Below are 19267 nucleotides of genomic sequence, written 5' to 3' on the forward strand. Positions count from 1 at the left end.
AAAAGTACAGTTATAATTTACAGAATTGATAAAAAAGACCTCAACAAAAAATATACACATTAAAAAAAATAAAGTTTTTTTATGTTTTTAACAACAAAACCCATACAAAACCAAGAAACAAACAAACATCGCATTTTTCCTGAAAAAACAAGAAAAAACGACTTTGTATAGGTAATGTATAGGTGAAAACCGTATTAAAAACGAATGTGTAAAGTTTTTATAGGTTCAAAATATAATCAACTAAGTTGTTTTCGTGTTGAAGGTTCATTTTTTTACGTAGCCTATAGCGTTTAATTTCAACACTTCTTACAGATATATTAAAAAGTGGGGCTATTTCTTTAGAAGATAAATTTAAGCGTAAATATGCACAAAGTTTTAAATCATTAGGAGATAAATTAGGATGTAATTTCTTTAGGCGCTGTAAAAATTCACTGTCTGCGTTATTAAAGGCCTCTTGAAAGAACTCCCAATCATCATTGTCTTTTAAGTTTTGGTCTATCAATTTAATTACAGCCTTTAATTGTCCATTATCAACACTAACAATTTGATTTTTTATAGATGTTAATAATTCATTCTTTTTTACAACACTCATAATAGATGAGGCTAGTTCTTTACTCTTATCTTTAAAATCCTTCCTTAACTTTTCATTTCTAATTTTAATGATTTCTTTTTCATTTTCTATTTGTGCTATTTTCAGTTCTTTTTGATTTTCCTGTATAATTCTTCTTTGTTGTTTTTTATAATATCTTCTATACATCATATGCATTGCTATGGAAAATAACACAAAAGATATGACATAAATTACTAGCATAAAATTACTAGCATACCAAGGTTTTTTTATTTCAAATGAATAACTAGCTTCATTTTTAGACAACATATTTCCTACTCTACCTCGTACTAAAAAAGTATAGTTTCCGTTTGGTAGACTTTCAAAAGTTTTTGAATAATTAGTAGACCATTTACTCCATTCTTTTTCCAACCCTTTTAATCGATATTGATACTCTGGTAAAAAGAACTTATCAAATTCTGCAACATTATACGTAAAGGCTAAATTGTTTTGATGATTCTTAAAAACACCATTGACCTCATGGTCTATTTTATTCTCTTTCAAAGAAACTTTATTAAGTGTTACTTCGAACTCTTTTTGAGGTAACTTTGCTGTATTTATAACAATATATCCAGAAGAGGAACATAATAAATATCGGTTCTTAACAATTTTTAAAATATTCTCATACCCAACAACACTATTTCTTTTAATATTATCTAAAGGAATTTTCTTTACTTCAAATCCATTTGAAAGTTTACTTGGTGTTATTTGAACTAAACTAGATTGTGTAAAAGCCCACATTTCATTATCCTGAATAATTAATTTTCCTGAAATAAAGTCGTCCTTATAAATATTACTTAAGGTAGTATCTCTTACAAAAGATGCATTTTCTTCATTATATTCAAAAACGCCCTTTTTATATGCTAAATAAATTTTGTTCTGGAATGAGGCAATACTTGAGTGTACCCCCAAATTTACCGTGTCTTTTTTTATTTCAAATGTACTTGTAAAATCTTCATTAACCTTTAACTCATATACTCCCTTATATTCGTGATTCACAAAAATCTTATCAGTTTTAAAAATTTCAAACTGTTTAGATGAAATATTAAAACCTTCTATTTTGTTTCTTAAATTCCAATTATTGTTTTCTCTTTTTAAAACATATAATCCATCATAGTTACCTTGTAATACTAAAGAATCATTTATCTTCTTAAAATCCCAAGTTCCTTCTATATTCGATACTAAATTTATCTTTCCTTTGTTTACTGTAAAGGTTCCTAAATTATGTCCGCAAAAAAGTGTTTCATCAATTACTTTTAAACTCCATACTTGACCTTTTGTTCCTTGAATTAATTTAAAATCATCTGCCGAATTCATTCTTTTGAAAAACAAACCTTGATTTGTTCCTAAGTATAAATAATCTTTAAAAATTGCAGAAGCATAAATACTTCCTAAATCTCCTATAAAATCATTAAATAATATAAAAGGTGATTCTTCATTGACTAGGCTAATTCCGTTGTCTAAACCTAACCAAATATCATCATCTACATCCTCATATAAAGAAAGTACTGTATTATTATAAAGTCCTTTTTCTCTATTTAATTGGTATAAAAATTTACCATTTTTATCAAGAAGAATAAATCCATTAGATATGGTTCCTAAAGCATAGTTTTGATTTTTTAATCTTATAGCATTATATACACTTACGTCTTTAAAACTCTTATCTAAATCACTTCCCCATTTTTCTACATTTCCATTAAATAGCGTAAAAAAACCTTTATTTTCAGTTAAAACTAATAGTTTATCTTCCTTTTGAAATACATTAATAATCCTTTCATCAACAAAAATTTCGTTAGTAGAAATAAGTAACTCCCTCCCCTTATCTATTTTATAAAGTCCTTTATTAGATTTCTGAAAGAAAATAGAACTTGCTGTTTGATAGGTTTTAGTAATTAAATCATTACTACCTAAAATAATAAAATCTTTACTAGATAAATCGTAAATAAATATTCTATTTAAAGATTGAAAAACAACTTTGTTTTCAAAAGATAAAATATTCCAAAACTGTTCATCTTCAATAATTTGATTTTCTATTTTTTCTGATAATGAAGTATACTTTAATTCTTCTAAATTGTCTTTTTCCCAATAACCAAACTCCATGTAACACCCTGTAAAAATCTTGTTTCCTATTACTTTTACAGATCGAATTATTGTTTCATTAGGTGAATCATATAACCTCCAAGAAGCACCATTATAGGATAAGAGCCCCCTATTATTAGCTATGTAAATTGTTTTTTCTTTATCCTGAGAAATTGCCCAATTCTGTTTTTCTCCTGTATATATTTTTGGAGAAAAGTTAGTTACTGGAGGTAATTCTTGAGCAAAAAGACAAGAATAACTTAAAAAACAAAGAAAAAATGAAAGTTTTATAAATGATTTCAACTTGCAGTATAAAATAAAGTTATTGACTAAATGTACAAATAATACTTCTCTTATTACAAAAATGTAACTAAAGAAGATAATATCTTACATCTCTATTCCACCACAAATGTCTGTTCTCACTTATTTTACTAATATTATTATTTTCTGTATTCGGGAATAAATTTAAATTTTTAAACTACTATCACTGAATAATGATAAATTCTTTTCTAAAAACTAAACTTTTTTAGTCTACTAAAAACTACTCTTTATATATGAGCTACTACTCTTTATCTATTATTTCATAATGATAATGCTTTACAGTTTAAGTTTACTTTGTAATTAAACTGTTTATAAAACCTCATTTATGAAAAATAAAACTACCTCAATCTTATTGTTGTTTGTTACGCTATCAAGTATATTTAAAATAACGGCTCAAGAAATAAATGCAAATCAAAAGGAAGCAAACGAACTAGTACATCAAATTGTAACTGAACTTACTAAGCTCCCCACTACTCCTCCAGGAGTTTCAGTTGCAATTAGTAAAAACAACAGTATTGTTTACTCCAAAGGTTTTGGTCATTCTGACTTAAAAACTAAGAAAAAAGTTACTCCTAAAACACAATTCAGAGCTGGTAGTTTGTCTAGGGCTATTACTACCACTGCTCTAGCAAAGCTAATTGAGAAAAAAAGCATCAATTTTAATGATTTAGCTCAAAAATATTTATCAAACTATCCTAAAAAAGAGTATAAATTCACTGTAAAACAACTTGCAACGGGACTTTCTGGTATGGGGCATTATTCTAAAAATGATCAATTAGAAAATCGTTACTATACTAGTGTTAAAGACGCTGTGAATGTCTTTTCTCATATTCCTCTTTTACATAAACCTGGAGATAAATATCAATATAGTATTCATGCATATACATTGCTCTCTTGGGTTATGGAAAAAGCTTCTAATAAAGATTTTCTAACCTTACTTGACAATGAAATTTTCAAGCCTCTAAAAATGACTTCTACGGGTATAGAATTAACCAAAAAAATGACCAAACTATATAATTTTGATGCTAAAAAAGAGGGAGCTCATTTTTTAGAAATTGAAAAACCTAAAAACTACAGCTATAGTTTAGCAGGAGCTGCTTTGATTTCTACACCAACAGACTTAGTAAAATTAGTAAACGCTTATAATAATGGCTATATAAAAAAAGATATTGTTGATACTTTTTATGAAGTTCAAAAATTAAATTCTGGTGAAACAATTCGAGAAGGAATTGGTTGGGATAATAATTGGGATATGGCTGATAGAAAAGTATTTGAACAAGATGGTGCTGGGGAAGGAACTCGTTGTATTGTTAGTAGTTTTCCTAATCAAAAAGTAAGCATTTCTTTAATGACCAATGCTTTACGTCTTTGGGCTATAGAAGAAACTGCTCATACTTTGGCTATTCCCTACTTAACCAAGCCAATGGTTTACAAACAACCTAAAGGAAAATTTAAACTAATTGTTGAAGAAGATGTTCGAGGAAAGTGGGTAAAAAGAGATGGTTTTTTAGAACTTGATGGTAAAAATGATAAGCTTACTATTAACTCTAAAGAAAAAAATGAAGAAATATATAAATTAATCTATCTAAAGAGAAAAAACATATATGCCTTGATACACCCTGACGGTGTCTTGTATACTGAAATTGACTTTCATAACAATATAATTTCAGGCAAAGTAATGTATTATAGAGGTCCTAATATTCATAAAACTTCTACTGAGCCTCCTTACTTAAGGTTTAAAAGTAGCTTAAGCTAATAGGCAAAAACAATCAATTAAAACTCAACATTAAAAACCAACTATACTAACTAAAAGAGTTAAGATTTTAACTAATAAAATTTTAAAACATGAAAAAATTAATAATTATTGCTCTATTCTTAATACCTGTTAGTCTATTTTCACAATTAAATAAAAAGCAAAAAAAGTTACTTATGGTGGTAAGTAGCTATGGGAAAGATTTAGGAGCAACTAGACCTGGTTATGAATTTGACGAATTCTCACAGGCCTATCTAATCTTTAAAAACAACAATTTAACTATAGACTTAGCTAGTCCAAAAGGTCGAAAAGTTGAAGCTGACAAATTCAATAAAGAAAAACCGTACAACAAAGCTATTTTAGAAGATAAAATTGCTTTAAGTTTATTAGAAAATACTAAAACCACAGCTAGTATAAATCCTGAAAATTATGATGCTATTTATATTATTGGTGGCAAAGGCGCTATGTTCGATTTGCCCTTCGATCCTTCTCTTCAAGACATTGTATTAAACCTTTATAAAAGAGATAAAACTGTTATTTCTTCTGTTTGTCATGGTCCCGCATCTTTTGTAAATATTAAAAATAATGATGAATATATTATCAAAGGAGTTGAAATAACCGGATTTTGTAATGTAGAAGAAAATCTATTCGGTAAAAAATGGGTAAAAGAATTCCCTTTTAGTTTAGAAGATAAATTAACTTCAAGAGGTGCTATTTTTAAACAAACGGATTTTATGCTATCAGAAGTAGCTGTATCCGGAAAATTTATTACTGGTCAAAACCCCTTTTCAACAACAAAATCAGCTGAAGCTGTTGTAAAAGCATTAGGATTAACTCCTGTTAAAAGAACTTTATATAAAGATGAAAAAAGCGTGTATTTAATTCAGGATCTTTTAGATAAACGTAAAACTTTTAAATGGGCAGAGAATGAGTTAGCAAAAAATAAAGCTAACTATGATATACAAATCATTGCTGTTTATGGATATTATAAAATTTTAGCTGCTGAAAACAATAAAGAACAACTGGCAAAAGGAATAGAATTGGTAGAATTAACCTCTCCTCACTTTTTTAATGAGAACCTACAATTACTAGTTGCTCAGACTTATGTTAAATTAGGTAACAAAATTAAAGCAAAGAACATTTTAAATAATTTAATAGCTAAAAACTTAGTAAAAAAACAAGCTGAGAAATTATTAAAAGACCTAAATTAATTATATAATTCATATGAAAAGTAACCTATTTGAATTATCAAAAAGGTTACTTTTTTATCATTTCTAAAATACACTTACAAGGGCAACTATTCTATACTGTTAGTAACAACTTTCCTTTTACCAAACCAGTCTGTAGCTTTTCATGAGCTAATTTTGCTTCTTTTATAGGCATGGTTTCATAAATAGGACTGATTTTATCTTCAGCTAACCATTGAAATAGCTCTTTCATAGCACTGTCGACCATATCATATCTATTAGTGAATGTAGCATAGATTTCAGAAAATGAAATTGAAGGTGCTTTTCCAAAATATTTTACACTTTCTTCCATTAAGTTAAAGTTTCCTAGTCCTGCTAAGAATCCAAAAATTACGATATGTCCTAATGGTGCTAATAATTCTAAATCGTCTTTAATAGTATCTCCAACTACCGGATTAAACACATAATCAATACTATTTTCTCCAATAGTACTTTTTACTTGCTCTTTCCAATTCTCATTTGAAGTATTAAATGCATAATTAGCTCCCATACTCAAAGCATTTTTTACTTTTTCGTCTCTACGTTCTAATGCTATAATAGTTAGATTTAACAATTTTGAAATTTGTACTAACGCTGTTCCAACTCCTCCTGATGCTGCATAAATCAAAACAGTTTTTCCTGCTTCTACTTTAGCTACATTCTTTAACATATGGTAAGCTGTAAAATAGTTTACTGGCAATACTGCAGCCTTTAATAAATCGGCATTATCATTTAAAACAATCAATTTATCTGCATCTACTAATGCATATTCTGCATATACTGAAGAACCTATAACTCCTAAAAAAGCGACTTTACTCCCTTTTTTTAAATCAGTATTATTAGCATCTTCAATTATACCTGTTCCTTCTACACCTGGTATAAATGGCAACTCTGGCATCATTCCAGGAGGCATATTACCTTCTCTTATGATTGTGTCTATAAAATTTACTGGTGCTGCATGCACTTTTACTAATACTTGACCTTTCTGTGGTTTTGGGCAACTTACTTCTTTATATTCTAATACCTCTACTCCACCTGTTTTTGTAATTTGAACTGCTTTCATCTATATAAAAAATTATGATACAAAAGTAGTTTACATATTGAAATACACTCTAATACAAAAAAAGGTTATAATGGTACTTTTTACTGATTTACTCTAAATAATTTTGGTGTAGTTTGTGTGTGTTTTTTAAAAAATTTACCAAAATATGAAGGCTCATTAAATTGTAAAATAAAACTAATTTCTGCAACGTCCATATCTGTATACAATAACATATTCTTTGCTTCAAGTAATATTCTATTGGTAATATGTTCTTTCGCTGTTTTACCTGTATACTTCTTTATTCTATCATTCAAATAATTGGCTGTTAAATTTAATTTTTGTGCATAAAAACTAACCGATTTTTCTTGTATAAAATGATTTCTAACTAGTCTTTTAAATGAGTTTACTAATTGAATTTCAGACGAAATAGTTTTTTCTATAGCTTGATGTTTTTGTTGAATTAATTTGCTTTTCTCCAATAATGCTAACAGTAAATATTTACTCAATTCTTGATTTTCTTTTTCCTTTTTTATTAATTTAAACAACTCTTCAATTTCTTCTTTTTCATTTCTATCTAAATGATATATATTATTTTGAAAGCTATTAAAAAATGAGTATTCATCTACTACGTCTTTAATCTGTGGTAATAAGAATTCTGGCTTAAAAAAAAGTATAAAACCTTTCATTTCATTTCCTCTTACAAAACTGAAAATATGTTGTGATGATTGAAAAAATAAAACATCTTTTAAGTTTGAATGCACATCTTGGTTGATATGCATTTCTCCATCTTGCTGATTCTCTAAATAAATAATTGAGCAAAAATTCCTTCTGTGAGCTGAAACCATTTTGTAAACATCTGGATAGGTATCTTGATGCGTTAAAATATCAAAATGCTCATGACAAGGAATACGTTTTAGGCCAATAAAATCATACAATTCTGCTATGTTATTTATTGTTCTTATCATTTTTTACTGACTTGAATATTCTTTATTACATTGTTCTTTCTTTTATCAATTTTACATAGTCATTTGTTCTTTCTAACTCTGGAAAATGCCCACAATCTTTGAATTCTATTATTTCACAATTATTAATATGACTTTTAATTGATGTTTTATCCGTTTTACGATGTGTAAAATCTGATGATCCCCAAACTAACGTTGTTGGTACTTCGTTTAATTTCAATAAGGTATTACTATCTTTTTTTAATCCTTGTACCAAAGATGAAAGACAAAAACAGCCTCCTTTATGTATAGATGTTTGGGCTATTTCTGTAAAATTTAGTTGATGTAAACTCTCTTTTGGTAGTGCATATTTATACCAAATGCCAGCAAATTTCTTGGCATAAAAGGCATTGGTTAGTTGTCCTATAAATGGTGTTTTAATTAAACTCGGAATAGACTTTTCTGTCCATTTTAACAACCCTTCTGTTGATGGTGTTTGGGATAAGAATATATGATTAAACTTATCGGGGTTTTTCATAGCTGCTTGGATTGCATAGTAACCATTTGAACATGAAAATAACAATGAAACTTTTTCTAACTTCAGTATTTTCATCACCTGATTCAATAAATTGGCACCACTTTCAAATGAATAATCATACTTATTATTTGGAAATGAAAATCCCAACCCTGGATACTCAAAGCATATTACCCTATAATCTTTTGACAAACTTTTAATCAAATGAAACTGATGTTCTATAACATTTGGCCCATCTGGAACATTAATGATAACTGGAAGATTCCCTTTTGTATCAAGTACTCTAATCTTACCATAATCTGTATTTAAATAAAAAAAGTCTTCTCCAAATTTTGGAGGAGACTTCCATGTATATCTTAAGTTATCTATAATATTTCCTGTCATCTTATTTTAAGGAGATTATCTATTAAATTAAACTTTGTATTGAATGTCTAATCAACTTTAATTTTATTCACTGTAAATTCTAAATCTGAAATATCTCCTGATGCTTCATGAATTCTAGAGTTTGTATAATATAAATAACCGTTATCTAAACTAAATGTATCTGCCCATTTTACCTTATTTCCTGATAACAGGGTCGTTATTTTTTTAGTTTTCAGGTTATATGTTTGTATTAAATGTTGTTCTAAATCTCCGTAATATAAATTCCCTTTGTTGATAAGCATTCCATCTGGTGCTGCTGTTTTTGTTACTAATTGAACTGCTTCTTCAATCTCTTTTTCTGAACCTTTTATTAATGTTTCTACTGAAATTCCATATAAGTTATATCCTGTTAAAGCATGATAATACAATATTCCTGATGCTACGTCTAAAGCAATTCCATCTGAATGCACTGTATTATTCCATTTCTTTCCATTAATTGTTAAATAGGCTTGCTCGCTTTTTGTAGAAAAATGTTCGTCTAATACTCTTTTTATTTCACCTGTTTTTAAGTTCAATATAACCAATCCTGCCTTTCCTGAATCGGTACAATAAGCATAACCTCTTTGATTATCAATTCGAATATCATTGATATACGAATTCTTGTGAAATGCTTCTTTTGGTAATTTATAACTCTTTACTAGTTTATTAGTTTTTAAATCAAAAACAAAAATAATAGGCTGATCTATAACTCCTTCAAATAGTGGATTTCTTGTATCTACTACATATAATAAATCATTAGAGGCTACTACAGATTGTACTGCTACAAAAACAGAATCATTAACTGGTTGTCCTATATTCCATGTATTCCATTGTTTATTTGGGTAAGCTGAAAAATTGTTCTTCTTTACTTCTGCTACTGAAAACTTAACATTTTTTCTCCAACGTGGAAAATTGACTAATACTCGACTTTTGCTTACTGTTACTCCCGTAAGTTGTTGACCTCTGATTGTTGCTACTTGAGTTACTTTAGGCAATTGTTCTTTTTTTTCTTCTTTTTTTGATTTACTCTTACAAGCTACTAAAATGCTTAGCGCTAATAAAATGGACGCTATTTTTTTCATGATTACTAGTTTTAACTCAAAATTATCTAATTTACTTGATAAATACTACCTGATGTTTCAGATTCTATAGCTTGCAAATAAAGTTTTGCGAACTCTATAGCTGGTGTTCCTGATGAAGCATCTATTCCCATAAGCTCCATAGTTTCTTTTGCAAACGATGGACTTACCACATTTACATACTTATCTTTCATTTCTAAAGCTACTCCTCTAACAAAAGCTTCTATACCTGCGTTTATGATTCCTAAAGACAAACCACCTTCTATTGGGTATTGCGCTAATATTCCTGATGTAAGTACAAACATTGCGTTTGTTTTAGCATATTTTCTTCCAATCATTACCAAGTTAACTTGCCCCATTAACTTACTATTTAATCCATCGTGAAAATCTTGAATAGTATGTTCTTCAATACTTCCCCATTTTCCATAACCACTTGTTGCTATTAATACATCAAAACTTCCTATCTCTTTAAACATTTCCTCAACTGCATTTTCATCAGACATATCTAATTGATAATCGCCACTTGTTCTATTAACAGTAACTATTTCATAATTTTTTGCTACTAACTCTTTTACTTTACTTCCTATAACTCCTGTTGAACCGACTAAAATTAATTTCTTCATACTCTACTTATTATTAAACTTCTTGTACTTTATATTCTTGAATCTTTATTTTCTCTTCTTCTATTTTTACTTTCCAATTTTCCTTCACATTTAATTGAATTTTTTCATTGGTATAGGTTTCTGCTTTAAGTTTTACAGCTAAATCAACATCAAAATGATTCTTATTTTCCTTGATATGTAATGACTCTATTATATGTTCATTATTGGGTTTTATACTTTTTTTAATATTGGTATACCATTGATTAAATCCTATGCTTCCTACAAACTCTCCTTCGGGAAAGTTAAACTTTGTACTTTCTGAAATGTATTGAGTAAAATAGTTTTCCTCAGCTAATGCATCAAAATTCCCAAACCATTGTTTAACAAATTTTTGAATTGTCTTTTCTGGAGTTTCAATTTGTAACTCTGTAAGTACATTTACCAATTTTTCTATTTGTTTATCTGCTCTTTCCTCTACTATTTCCTTTGTATTATAAACACCAGGAATATATACTAAGCCATGTTCATAAATTGGTGGTAAGTAGTTCATTTGAGCTAAATAAGCTGTTTGTTCTAATGGTTTGTTAAACTCTTCTATTTTGAAGTGATTGTATCCAAGTGGTGTATATGATTCAGCTGGACCTCCTACAGTTATACTCTGTAAAAAGTTTTTTCCTTTAAGTTTATTTCCTTCTGCACCATAAGCAAAATTGTAACTAAACACTTCATCGAACCATAGTTTTAATATCGCTGGCATATTATACCAGTAAAATGGATATTGAAAAATAACAGTATCTGCTTCAATTAGTGCTTGTTGTTCTGCTTCAACATTAATTTTATAATCAGGATTTAATTCTAAGATATTTCTAACTTTTAAATTCTTAATATACTTAGGTAGTTTTTCTGAAATTCGTTTATTGGCCACCGAATTTTCTAAATTCGGATGTGCCACAATCATTAATATTTTCATTTAATTATTAGTTGTACATACAAGTTTATTATAATAAAAAAAAGTAGCTTTTTTTAACTACCCTTATTAAGCATTTCATTTGCCTTATGAATATCAGATGTTAATTTTATTGCAAAATCTTTTCCTAATACCTTACAATAGGTATCAAATAAATTTGATAATGCCTCATCTATTTTTGGTTTAAGATTAATTCCTTCCTCTGTTGGATATACAAATACGTTTCTCCCCTCTTGCTTACGTTCTACATAACGCATCATAATTAGTTTATCTATAAATCTTGTCATTGTAGAAGCTTTAACATTGATTCGTTTACTGAGTTCATTTTGACCTAAACCAGGTTCGTCTATCAATAATAACATTAAATGTGCATAAGAAGCTGACAATCCTGTTATTCTAAATGCTTCATCAGCCATTGTACTTATATACCTAGTTAAGGAGTTTGCTGTAAAATAAAGACAACATTCTTGATATGAAGGTTTTGATTTACTCATTATTAAATTTTAACATTACAAAGATATAAAATTTTTAGTTGTACATACAAGTATTATTGATTCAAAAAAAAACAACTATTTCTAGTTGTCTTAAAGGGGAATTGAAAGATCAGCTAGTAGTTAAATTATTATAAGGGGAAAATAACTTGTAAGCACCTATTATAATACACAATAGAGAACCAAATACTAGCTGTCTTTATTTTTTAATCAAATCCGCTTCCTGGATCGTCTGGACTTTGTGCTTGTGCTTTTTGTGGGTTTAATATCATATAGGTACCTAAAGCTGTTAATGCTGCGTATTTTCCATATTTCCCTAGCTTTTTTAAAGCTTCTTCTCTAGTTATTTTAGGATCTTGGTTTTGTATATTTTGATTTTTCATCGATGACTATTTTTTAAGAATTATCTTCTTATTCTTTGTTCCTTCAGTAGTTTCCAACTTTATTAGATATACTCCTGTTTCTACCTTTGGTAAGTCTATCTCATTTTTATTTATTCCTTCATATGTTCCTTTGAAAACTTCTGCTCCTAATAGATTATACATCGAGATATTAAAATTGTCTCCTAAAATACCTTCTACAATTAGTGTTCTATTTATACTGTAAATTTTGATATCAGCAACTGTATCCTCAGGTACCTTTCCTTGTACTTGTGTGTGTAGATAGAATCTTCCTATTCCATTTTCGGGCTTAGACATTGTTATAGTATAATTTTCTTTGCTTAAATCAATATATTTGTCTAATTCTTTATCTTCTAAAATAACCTTCATTCCTTCAGATGCTGTTGCTTTTGCTGAAATAGTAACTTCTAATCCTTCTTTAGCTTTTACTCCTACCGGAATTATATTCGCTTCTCCATTATTAGGTAATGATTGATAAGTAAAGTTCTTTTCTGATGAGCCATCTATAAGTTGAGTATAAATATCTAAACTTGCTCCATCAAAGTTTCCTACATCATACCCCATATCTAAACCTTTGGTAGCTTCATTTCTATAACTTACAACTGTATTTACTTTTACTCCTTTTGTAGCTATTAATAACTCAACTGCTGATTGACTCTCTCCTACTCCTTTGCTAAAGATTCCACCACTTGCTGGTTGAATTTTTCTTTGAGCTTCTTTAAATATGAGTGAGTTTGCACCTGCTGCTGTCTTTACAAAGAATCCTTGTCCGGGTGCTAATGAACTTTCTGCACTTACTAATGTATTGGCTTTGTATTTATTTTGTGAATTATCCCATACATAAGCTCCTACATAAGTTGGATCAAAATTAGCAAGATTATCATTGATAAAGTTTACTCCACTATTTTCATTAATTGGTAAAAAGGCTGTAAACGGATTTCCAACAGCATTCCATTCTGATGTAGCCACCGGTTTACTAACATCTATAGTTTCTACAGTCCCAGTAAAACTTACTTCACCATCTGTTGCTCTTGAAATTGCATAACTTCTTCCTTTTTCAAATACAATACTATTTGATGCTAAATCGTCTACTGTATAATATACCCATTTTGTTCCATCTGGTTTGCTATCATCATAATAACCTACTGCATAACGATTGGGAGTTACTGTAGTATTCACTCGAATATTATTGGCTGAATTTTCTACAAACTCTTTAATACTTTGTCCAGAAACTGGTGCCGAAACAATACTCCATTTACCAGCTTTTAATCCTCCTCTTTTGTAAGTAACTTCACCATTTGCTGATCCTTCTACTAATAAACTTGCACTATTAGAAGCTGTTGATGTCATTGTGAATGTTCCTGAATTATTAAAGTTACCATCAACCTTTACTGATCCATTTTCTGTAATATCAAATGATGAAAATTCTGCAATTCTCAAGTCATTTATTTGTTCTGATGAAGTTAATCTTGGAGTGTTTGTTCTGTAAGGTATAATCACATTACTAGTAGTTTGTGGTTTTGCATTTGCAACCCAGTTACTTGTTTCATTCCAATTATCGTTATTTGTCCCTAACCAAACTGTAGCATTACAATTTTCACTAAAGTTTGTTGTTGCATCTTTTTGCCAAGTTGCTAAATAAGCCGCAGCTGCATCATCTACTTCTATACAGGTTAAACTTGAATTATATAAGGCTACAAAATCTGTAATATTAGCATTGTTTCCATTTCTAACATCTAAAGACACTAATACATTTTGATGTACTGCTAACTCTTCTAATTGCGTACAAGCTGTTACATCTAAAACTGCTAATTTATTTTTACCAACTCTTAACTTTATTAAGTTTGGATTATTAGAAACAATTAAATTTTCTATTGAGTTTGATCGCAACTCTACTTCTTCCAAAGCTAAATAACCTGATAAATCCAATGATGTAAAATTATTTTCTGCCGCATCTAAGATTTTTAAATTTGTATTACTACTTAAATCTAATGAAGTTAAATTATTATAATCAATATTTAAGGATTCTAAAGCTGTAAAAGCCTCAATACCTGTTATATTTGAAATATTTTGACTACTAATATCTAATGTAGTTACATCTTTTATTTTTGAAGTTGCTACTTGATTGTCATTAGCGATTCCGTTCCCCATGCTTAAAACATTTCCTACAGCAACGGTATTTCCATTCGCATCGTGAGTTTCTAAATAGTTTTCAAAATTAGCATCTGGTATATTAGTAAGATCACAATACAAGGCATAATTTGCTGTAGCATCTTTATGCCATATACCAGAATCTGGATTAATATTATCAACAGTAATACAAGTTAAATCGGCATTTCCTTGAGCATCAAACCATGTAAAATTAGTATTGTTTCCATTAGCTACATTTAATGATGTTAATTGATTATTGACTATTCTTAATTGTAAAATACTTGGATATGTTGATAAATCTAATGATGTAAAACTGTTATCGTTAAGGTTTAATACTCTTAATAATGGGTTATTTGAAATATCTATACTATTAATTCCTGTACTTGAAACATCTAATGTATTTAATTGTGATAGCGGAGCTATATTGACGTCTCCTAAATTAGTATTATTGTCTAGATATGCTTTTTCTAAAATGGTATTTTTACTTAAATCTAAACTTGAAAGATTGTTGTTTGCTAAACTCAGTGTAGTCAATTTAGTATTCTGAGTTAAATCGATACTTGTTAAATTTGGATTGTTACGAATTACAAAATACCATGCATCTCTAAAGTCTTCAATTCCCGTTAAATCCGAAGCTGTTTTATTTTGGAAAACTATTCCTTCTGAAACTTCCACCAATGCTGTATAAACATAGTTGTCATTTGCTATTCCATTTCCATAACCATTGCTTTCTAAAAAAGCTTCAAAAACATCATCTGGAACATAGGTTAATCGACAATATTGAGCATAGCTTGCTGTAGCATCTTTTAACCAACCCGCCAAAACACTTGCTGAAGGATCATCAACAGAAATACACGTCAAATTTGGATTTCCTGTTACATCTACATTATCTAAATCTGAATTATTACCACTACGTAAATTTAACCTTGTTAATAAACCATTCTTACATGATAAATTATCTAGCGTATTCTGATTACTCAAATCTAAAGTTGTAAGTTGTGTATTATCACAAACTAATCTACTTAAGTTCGTGTTTTTACTTAAATCGATGGTAGCAATATTCGTATTCAAAAATGATAGATAGAATAAATCTGTTAAAGCAGTTACATCTATAGCTGTTAAGGAGTTTTGACCACATTCTAAGTTTTCTAATAAAGTATTATTTTGAACATTTAATGAAGAAATATTTGTGTTTTCGCAATACAATGATGTTAAATTAGTCTGGTTACTTACATCTAAAGTTCCTAACTGATTATTTGTAACTGTTAAACTTGTTAAATCATTATTACTTACATCTAAACTAGTCAAATTGTTATCTCCTAAATTTAAAAATTTCAGCCCTGTATTGGTTGTTATGTTTAGACTAGTTAAACTATTGTTTGCTGCTTCTAATGATTCTAAGGCTGTTAACCCTGTAACATCTATACTTGTAACTCCTGTATTCTCTAGGGTTAGACTTTCTAATAATTTATTATTTGTTAAATCTAAACTTGTATTCGTTAATGTATTGTTATCTATCCATAAACGAATTAAGCTAACAAAATCTTCAATCCCAGTAAAATCTTGGATTCCTTCATTTCTAGGTGTTAATAATTGAATCGTTTCAATTTTTGCTGTTGGAACTAAATTATCATCAATAACTCCATTTCCTAAACTATTAGAACTTCCTAAAGCCACTGAACCTCCATATTGGTTGTGTGTTTCTAAATACGTTTCAAAATTTGCATCTGGTATGCTAGTAAATCTACAATACTCTGCATAATTAGCGGTAGCATCTTTACTCCATCCCGATAAAAATGCGGCAGAAGGATCGTTTACTTCTATACATGTTAAATTTGGACAACTATCAACTTCAAATTCGGTAAAACTACTATTGTTGCCATTTCTTACATTTAGTTCTACTAATTCATTGTTATTTCTTGCACTAAACTCCTCTAAATTTGTGTTCTTACTTATATCTATTGATGTAATACTTGTTTCGTCTAAATTTATTTCTTTCAAATTTGTCAGATGACTTAGATCATAAGAAGTAAAAGGGTTTTTAGCCAAGTTTAATCTCTCTATAGCTGTGTTTTTCTCAAGATTTAATGTTGTAAATTGATTTAATGAAGCTATAATTCTTGTTAAATTCACGTTAGCACTTACATCTATAGTACTTAAAGTGGTTTCATGAATTTGTAAATCTTCTAGCAAGGGATTTTTACTTACATCTAACCCTGATAAGTTATTAGAAGAAATTATCAAGCCTTTCAAACCTGTATTAGTAGAAACATCAATATTCGTAAGACTATTACGGGGTACATTCAATTGCTCTAAGGCAGTTAAACCAGTAACATTAATACTAGTTATTCCCATATCTCCAGCATCAATTCTTGTTAACTTTGTATTACTTGTTACATCTAAACTAGTATTAATTACATTATTAAAAATGAATAATACTTCTAAATCGGTAAAGTCTTCAAGTCCTGTAAAATCAGTTATCCCTTGAAATTGAGCGAATAAGTTTACAACATTTTTAATCTTTGCTGTAGTCACATAATTATCGTTAGCTATTCCATTCCCCATACTGGTTGGGTCGCCAACAGAAACAAAACCGTTATTAGCGTCGTGAGTTTCTAAATAATTTTCAAAATTATCGTCAGGAACATAAGTCCAATTACAATCTTCTCCAAATGCTGTACTACTCTCTTTACTCCAACTACTTAAATAACTAGCTGATGCATCATCTACTTGGATACATAATAAATTAGAATTTCCTGTAGCATATAATTCTATGCTATTACTATTATTTCCATTTTTAAGATTTAAAGAAGTAAGCACTCCATCTTTACATTCAATATATTCAACATCTGGGCTATTGCTAAAATCTAAACTAGTTATGGAAGTATTGTTAGCATAAACCTCTATCAACTTTGTATTATTAGTTAAATCTAAAACTGTTAATCCTGTATTATTTACTCCAATGTCTTCTAAATTTAAATTATTAGTTACATTTAGTGTTGTAAGCGTTGGAGTATCATCAATAAATAAATCGGTTAAACTTGTTAATCCGCTAACATTAATGGATGTAAACTTGTTTTTACTACAATTAAGTGTTCTTAAAAGTGTATTATTTGAAACATCTATAGTCGCTAATAAATTATCGTCACAGTATAGGCTAGTTAAATTTGTATTGTTAGCTAAATTAAGTGTTGTTAACGAACTTTCTCTTACTCTTAAATCGACAAGAGCAGTGTTTGTACTTACGTCAATAGCGGTAAGATTGTTATAATCTAAATACAAATACTTCACCCCTGTATTTGTACTTAAATTAATAGTAGTAAAATTATTACTTCGTAATCCAACTTTTTCTAATTTAACTAAACCTGAAATATTAATAGAACTAAGTCCCATATCAGAACAAGCAATCTCTGTAAGGTTTACATTACCTGTTAAATCTAAACTTCCAGAAGTTACTGTATTATTAAAAGCACGTAACTCTTCCAATGCTTTAAATTCTTCAATTCCTGTAAAATCTGTAATTCCTTGATTAGAAATATTTAAATAAGTAATATCTTTAATTTGTTCAACTCCAACAAAATTATCGTTTGCAATACCATTCCCCATACTTGTTGGGTCTCCTACTGGTACCACTCCTCCTGTACTATTATGTGTTTCTAAGTATGTTTCAAAGTTATCGTCCGGCACGTTAACTTGTGTACAAGAAGTTTTATACACTGTATGTGCATCTTTATCGGTTAAATTAGCAGTAGCATAAGTAGGATCGTCTACAGAAACACAAGTAAGATTTGGGTTATTGGTTATATCAAAATCACCTGAGTCTAATATTGCATTATTTCCATTTCTAAAGTTTAAATACGTTAACTGATTGTTATAACAAGACAAATCTACTAAAGCTGTGTTTTTTGATAGGTCTAAACTAGTAATCTGATTATACTCTGCATAGAGTTCTATTAACTTAACATTATTACTAACATCTAAACTTGTTAATGAGTTTTCATACACTTGTAATTCTAATAATTCAGTATTTTTAGATACATCAATACTAGTTAATTGTGTATTTACACAATCCAAGTCTTGTAACAACAAATTTTTGGTTACATCCAGGCTCCCTAAAGGATTGTTATAACAAGATAAATTCAGTAAACCAGTATTTTTCGTAACATCTAAACTGTTTAATTGATTACTACTACAACCTAAAGTTTCTAATTGTGTATTTTGAGAAACATCTAAACTAGTAAGTTGATTTTTACTACAACTCAATTTAGTTAAGACTGTATTATTAGTTATATCTAAACTGGTTAAATTGTTTTTTCCAACATTTAAATCATTTAAGGCAAAGTTTTGTGATAAATTTATACTTGATAGTGCATTATTAAAACAGCTTAATACCTCTAATGAGGTAAAAGCTTCTATTCCTGTTGCATCTATAATTGTTAGGTTAGAAATATCTAAACTTACTATATTGGCTATTTTTGAAGTAGTTACATAATTATCGTTTGCAATTCCATTTCCCATACTTGTAGCTGCTCCTAAAGCGACTACATTTCCATTTGCATCGTGGGTTTCTAAATAGTTTTCAAAATTATCATCGGGGACTAAAGTTTCTTGGGCTAAGACTAAATTACTAAGGAATAAAAATAAAATAGTTAGTTGTTTTATTTTCATGA

Annotated in this window: 12 protein-coding genes; 2 read left to right on the plus strand and 10 right to left on the minus strand. The window is 28.8% G+C overall.

The window, feature by feature from the left end; translation table 11 throughout:
• Positions 1-217: 217 nt before the first annotated feature.
• The gene (locus ACOQN8_RS16120; RefSeq protein ID WP_420553452.1) at positions 218-2989 is read right to left on the minus strand and encodes a helix-turn-helix and ligand-binding sensor domain-containing protein; all 2772 of its coding nucleotides are present in this window, start codon (positions 2987-2989) and stop codon (positions 218-220) included.
• A 343-nt stretch (positions 2990-3332) separates the two neighbouring features.
• Between ACOQN8_RS16120 and ACOQN8_RS16125 the strand changes: the two genes are divergently transcribed.
• Complete coding sequence (locus ACOQN8_RS16125) at positions 3333-4763, plus strand: serine hydrolase domain-containing protein (RefSeq protein WP_420553453.1); 1431 nt, start codon at positions 3333-3335, stop codon at positions 4761-4763.
• Between the two features lie 89 nt (positions 4764-4852).
• Positions 4853-5971, plus strand: a complete 1119-nt coding sequence (locus ACOQN8_RS16130) for a type 1 glutamine amidotransferase domain-containing protein (protein ID WP_420553454.1) — start codon at positions 4853-4855, stop codon at positions 5969-5971.
• Positions 5972-6062: 91 nt separating this feature from the next.
• Here ACOQN8_RS16130 and ACOQN8_RS16135 read toward each other — a convergent pair whose 3' ends face one another.
• From ACOQN8_RS16135 to ACOQN8_RS16175, 9 genes are all read right to left on the minus strand, one after another.
• Positions 6063-7049: a quinone oxidoreductase family protein gene (locus ACOQN8_RS16135; RefSeq protein ID WP_420553455.1), complete on the minus strand. Its 987-nt coding sequence runs from the start codon at positions 7047-7049 to the stop codon at positions 6063-6065.
• 80 nt (positions 7050-7129) lie between these two features.
• Positions 7130-7993 (minus strand): helix-turn-helix domain-containing protein, encoded by an 864-nt coding sequence (locus tag ACOQN8_RS16140; protein ID WP_420553456.1) that lies wholly within the window; start codon positions 7991-7993, stop codon positions 7130-7132.
• 25 nt (positions 7994-8018) lie between these two features.
• A complete protein-coding gene (locus ACOQN8_RS16145) occupies positions 8019-8888 on the minus strand; it encodes an alpha/beta fold hydrolase (RefSeq protein WP_420553457.1) in 870 nt (289 codons plus the stop codon).
• A 47-nt stretch (positions 8889-8935) separates the two neighbouring features.
• Complete coding sequence (locus ACOQN8_RS16150) at positions 8936-9988, minus strand: L-dopachrome tautomerase-related protein (protein ID WP_420553458.1); 1053 nt, start codon at positions 9986-9988, stop codon at positions 8936-8938.
• 26 nt (positions 9989-10014) lie between these two features.
• Positions 10015-10608 carry a short chain dehydrogenase gene (locus ACOQN8_RS16155; protein ID WP_420553459.1) on the minus strand — a complete coding sequence of 198 codons (594 nt, stop codon included), beginning with the start codon at positions 10606-10608 and terminating at the stop codon, positions 10015-10017.
• 13 nt (positions 10609-10621) lie between these two features.
• Positions 10622-11557, minus strand: coding sequence for an NAD(P)H-dependent oxidoreductase (locus tag ACOQN8_RS16160; RefSeq protein WP_272149695.1), 936 nt, complete (start codon positions 11555-11557; stop codon positions 10622-10624).
• A gap of 53 nt (positions 11558-11610) precedes the next feature.
• The gene (locus ACOQN8_RS16165) at positions 11611-12048 is read right to left on the minus strand and encodes a MarR family winged helix-turn-helix transcriptional regulator (protein ID WP_420553460.1); all 438 of its coding nucleotides are present in this window, start codon (positions 12046-12048) and stop codon (positions 11611-11613) included.
• Between the two features lie 203 nt (positions 12049-12251).
• On the minus strand, positions 12252-12428 hold the full coding sequence (locus ACOQN8_RS16170) for a hypothetical protein (protein ID WP_272149693.1): 177 nt from the start codon (positions 12426-12428) through the stop codon (positions 12252-12254).
• Between the two features lie 6 nt (positions 12429-12434).
• Positions 12435-19265 (minus strand): T9SS type A sorting domain-containing protein, encoded by a 6831-nt coding sequence (locus tag ACOQN8_RS16175; protein ID WP_420553461.1) that lies wholly within the window; start codon positions 19263-19265, stop codon positions 12435-12437.
• Positions 19266-19267 lie beyond the last annotated feature (2 nt).

This window comes from Tenacibaculum aiptasiae (assembly GCF_965221665.1).
GTDB lineage: Bacteria > Bacteroidota > Bacteroidia > Flavobacteriales > Flavobacteriaceae > Polaribacter > Polaribacter aiptasiae.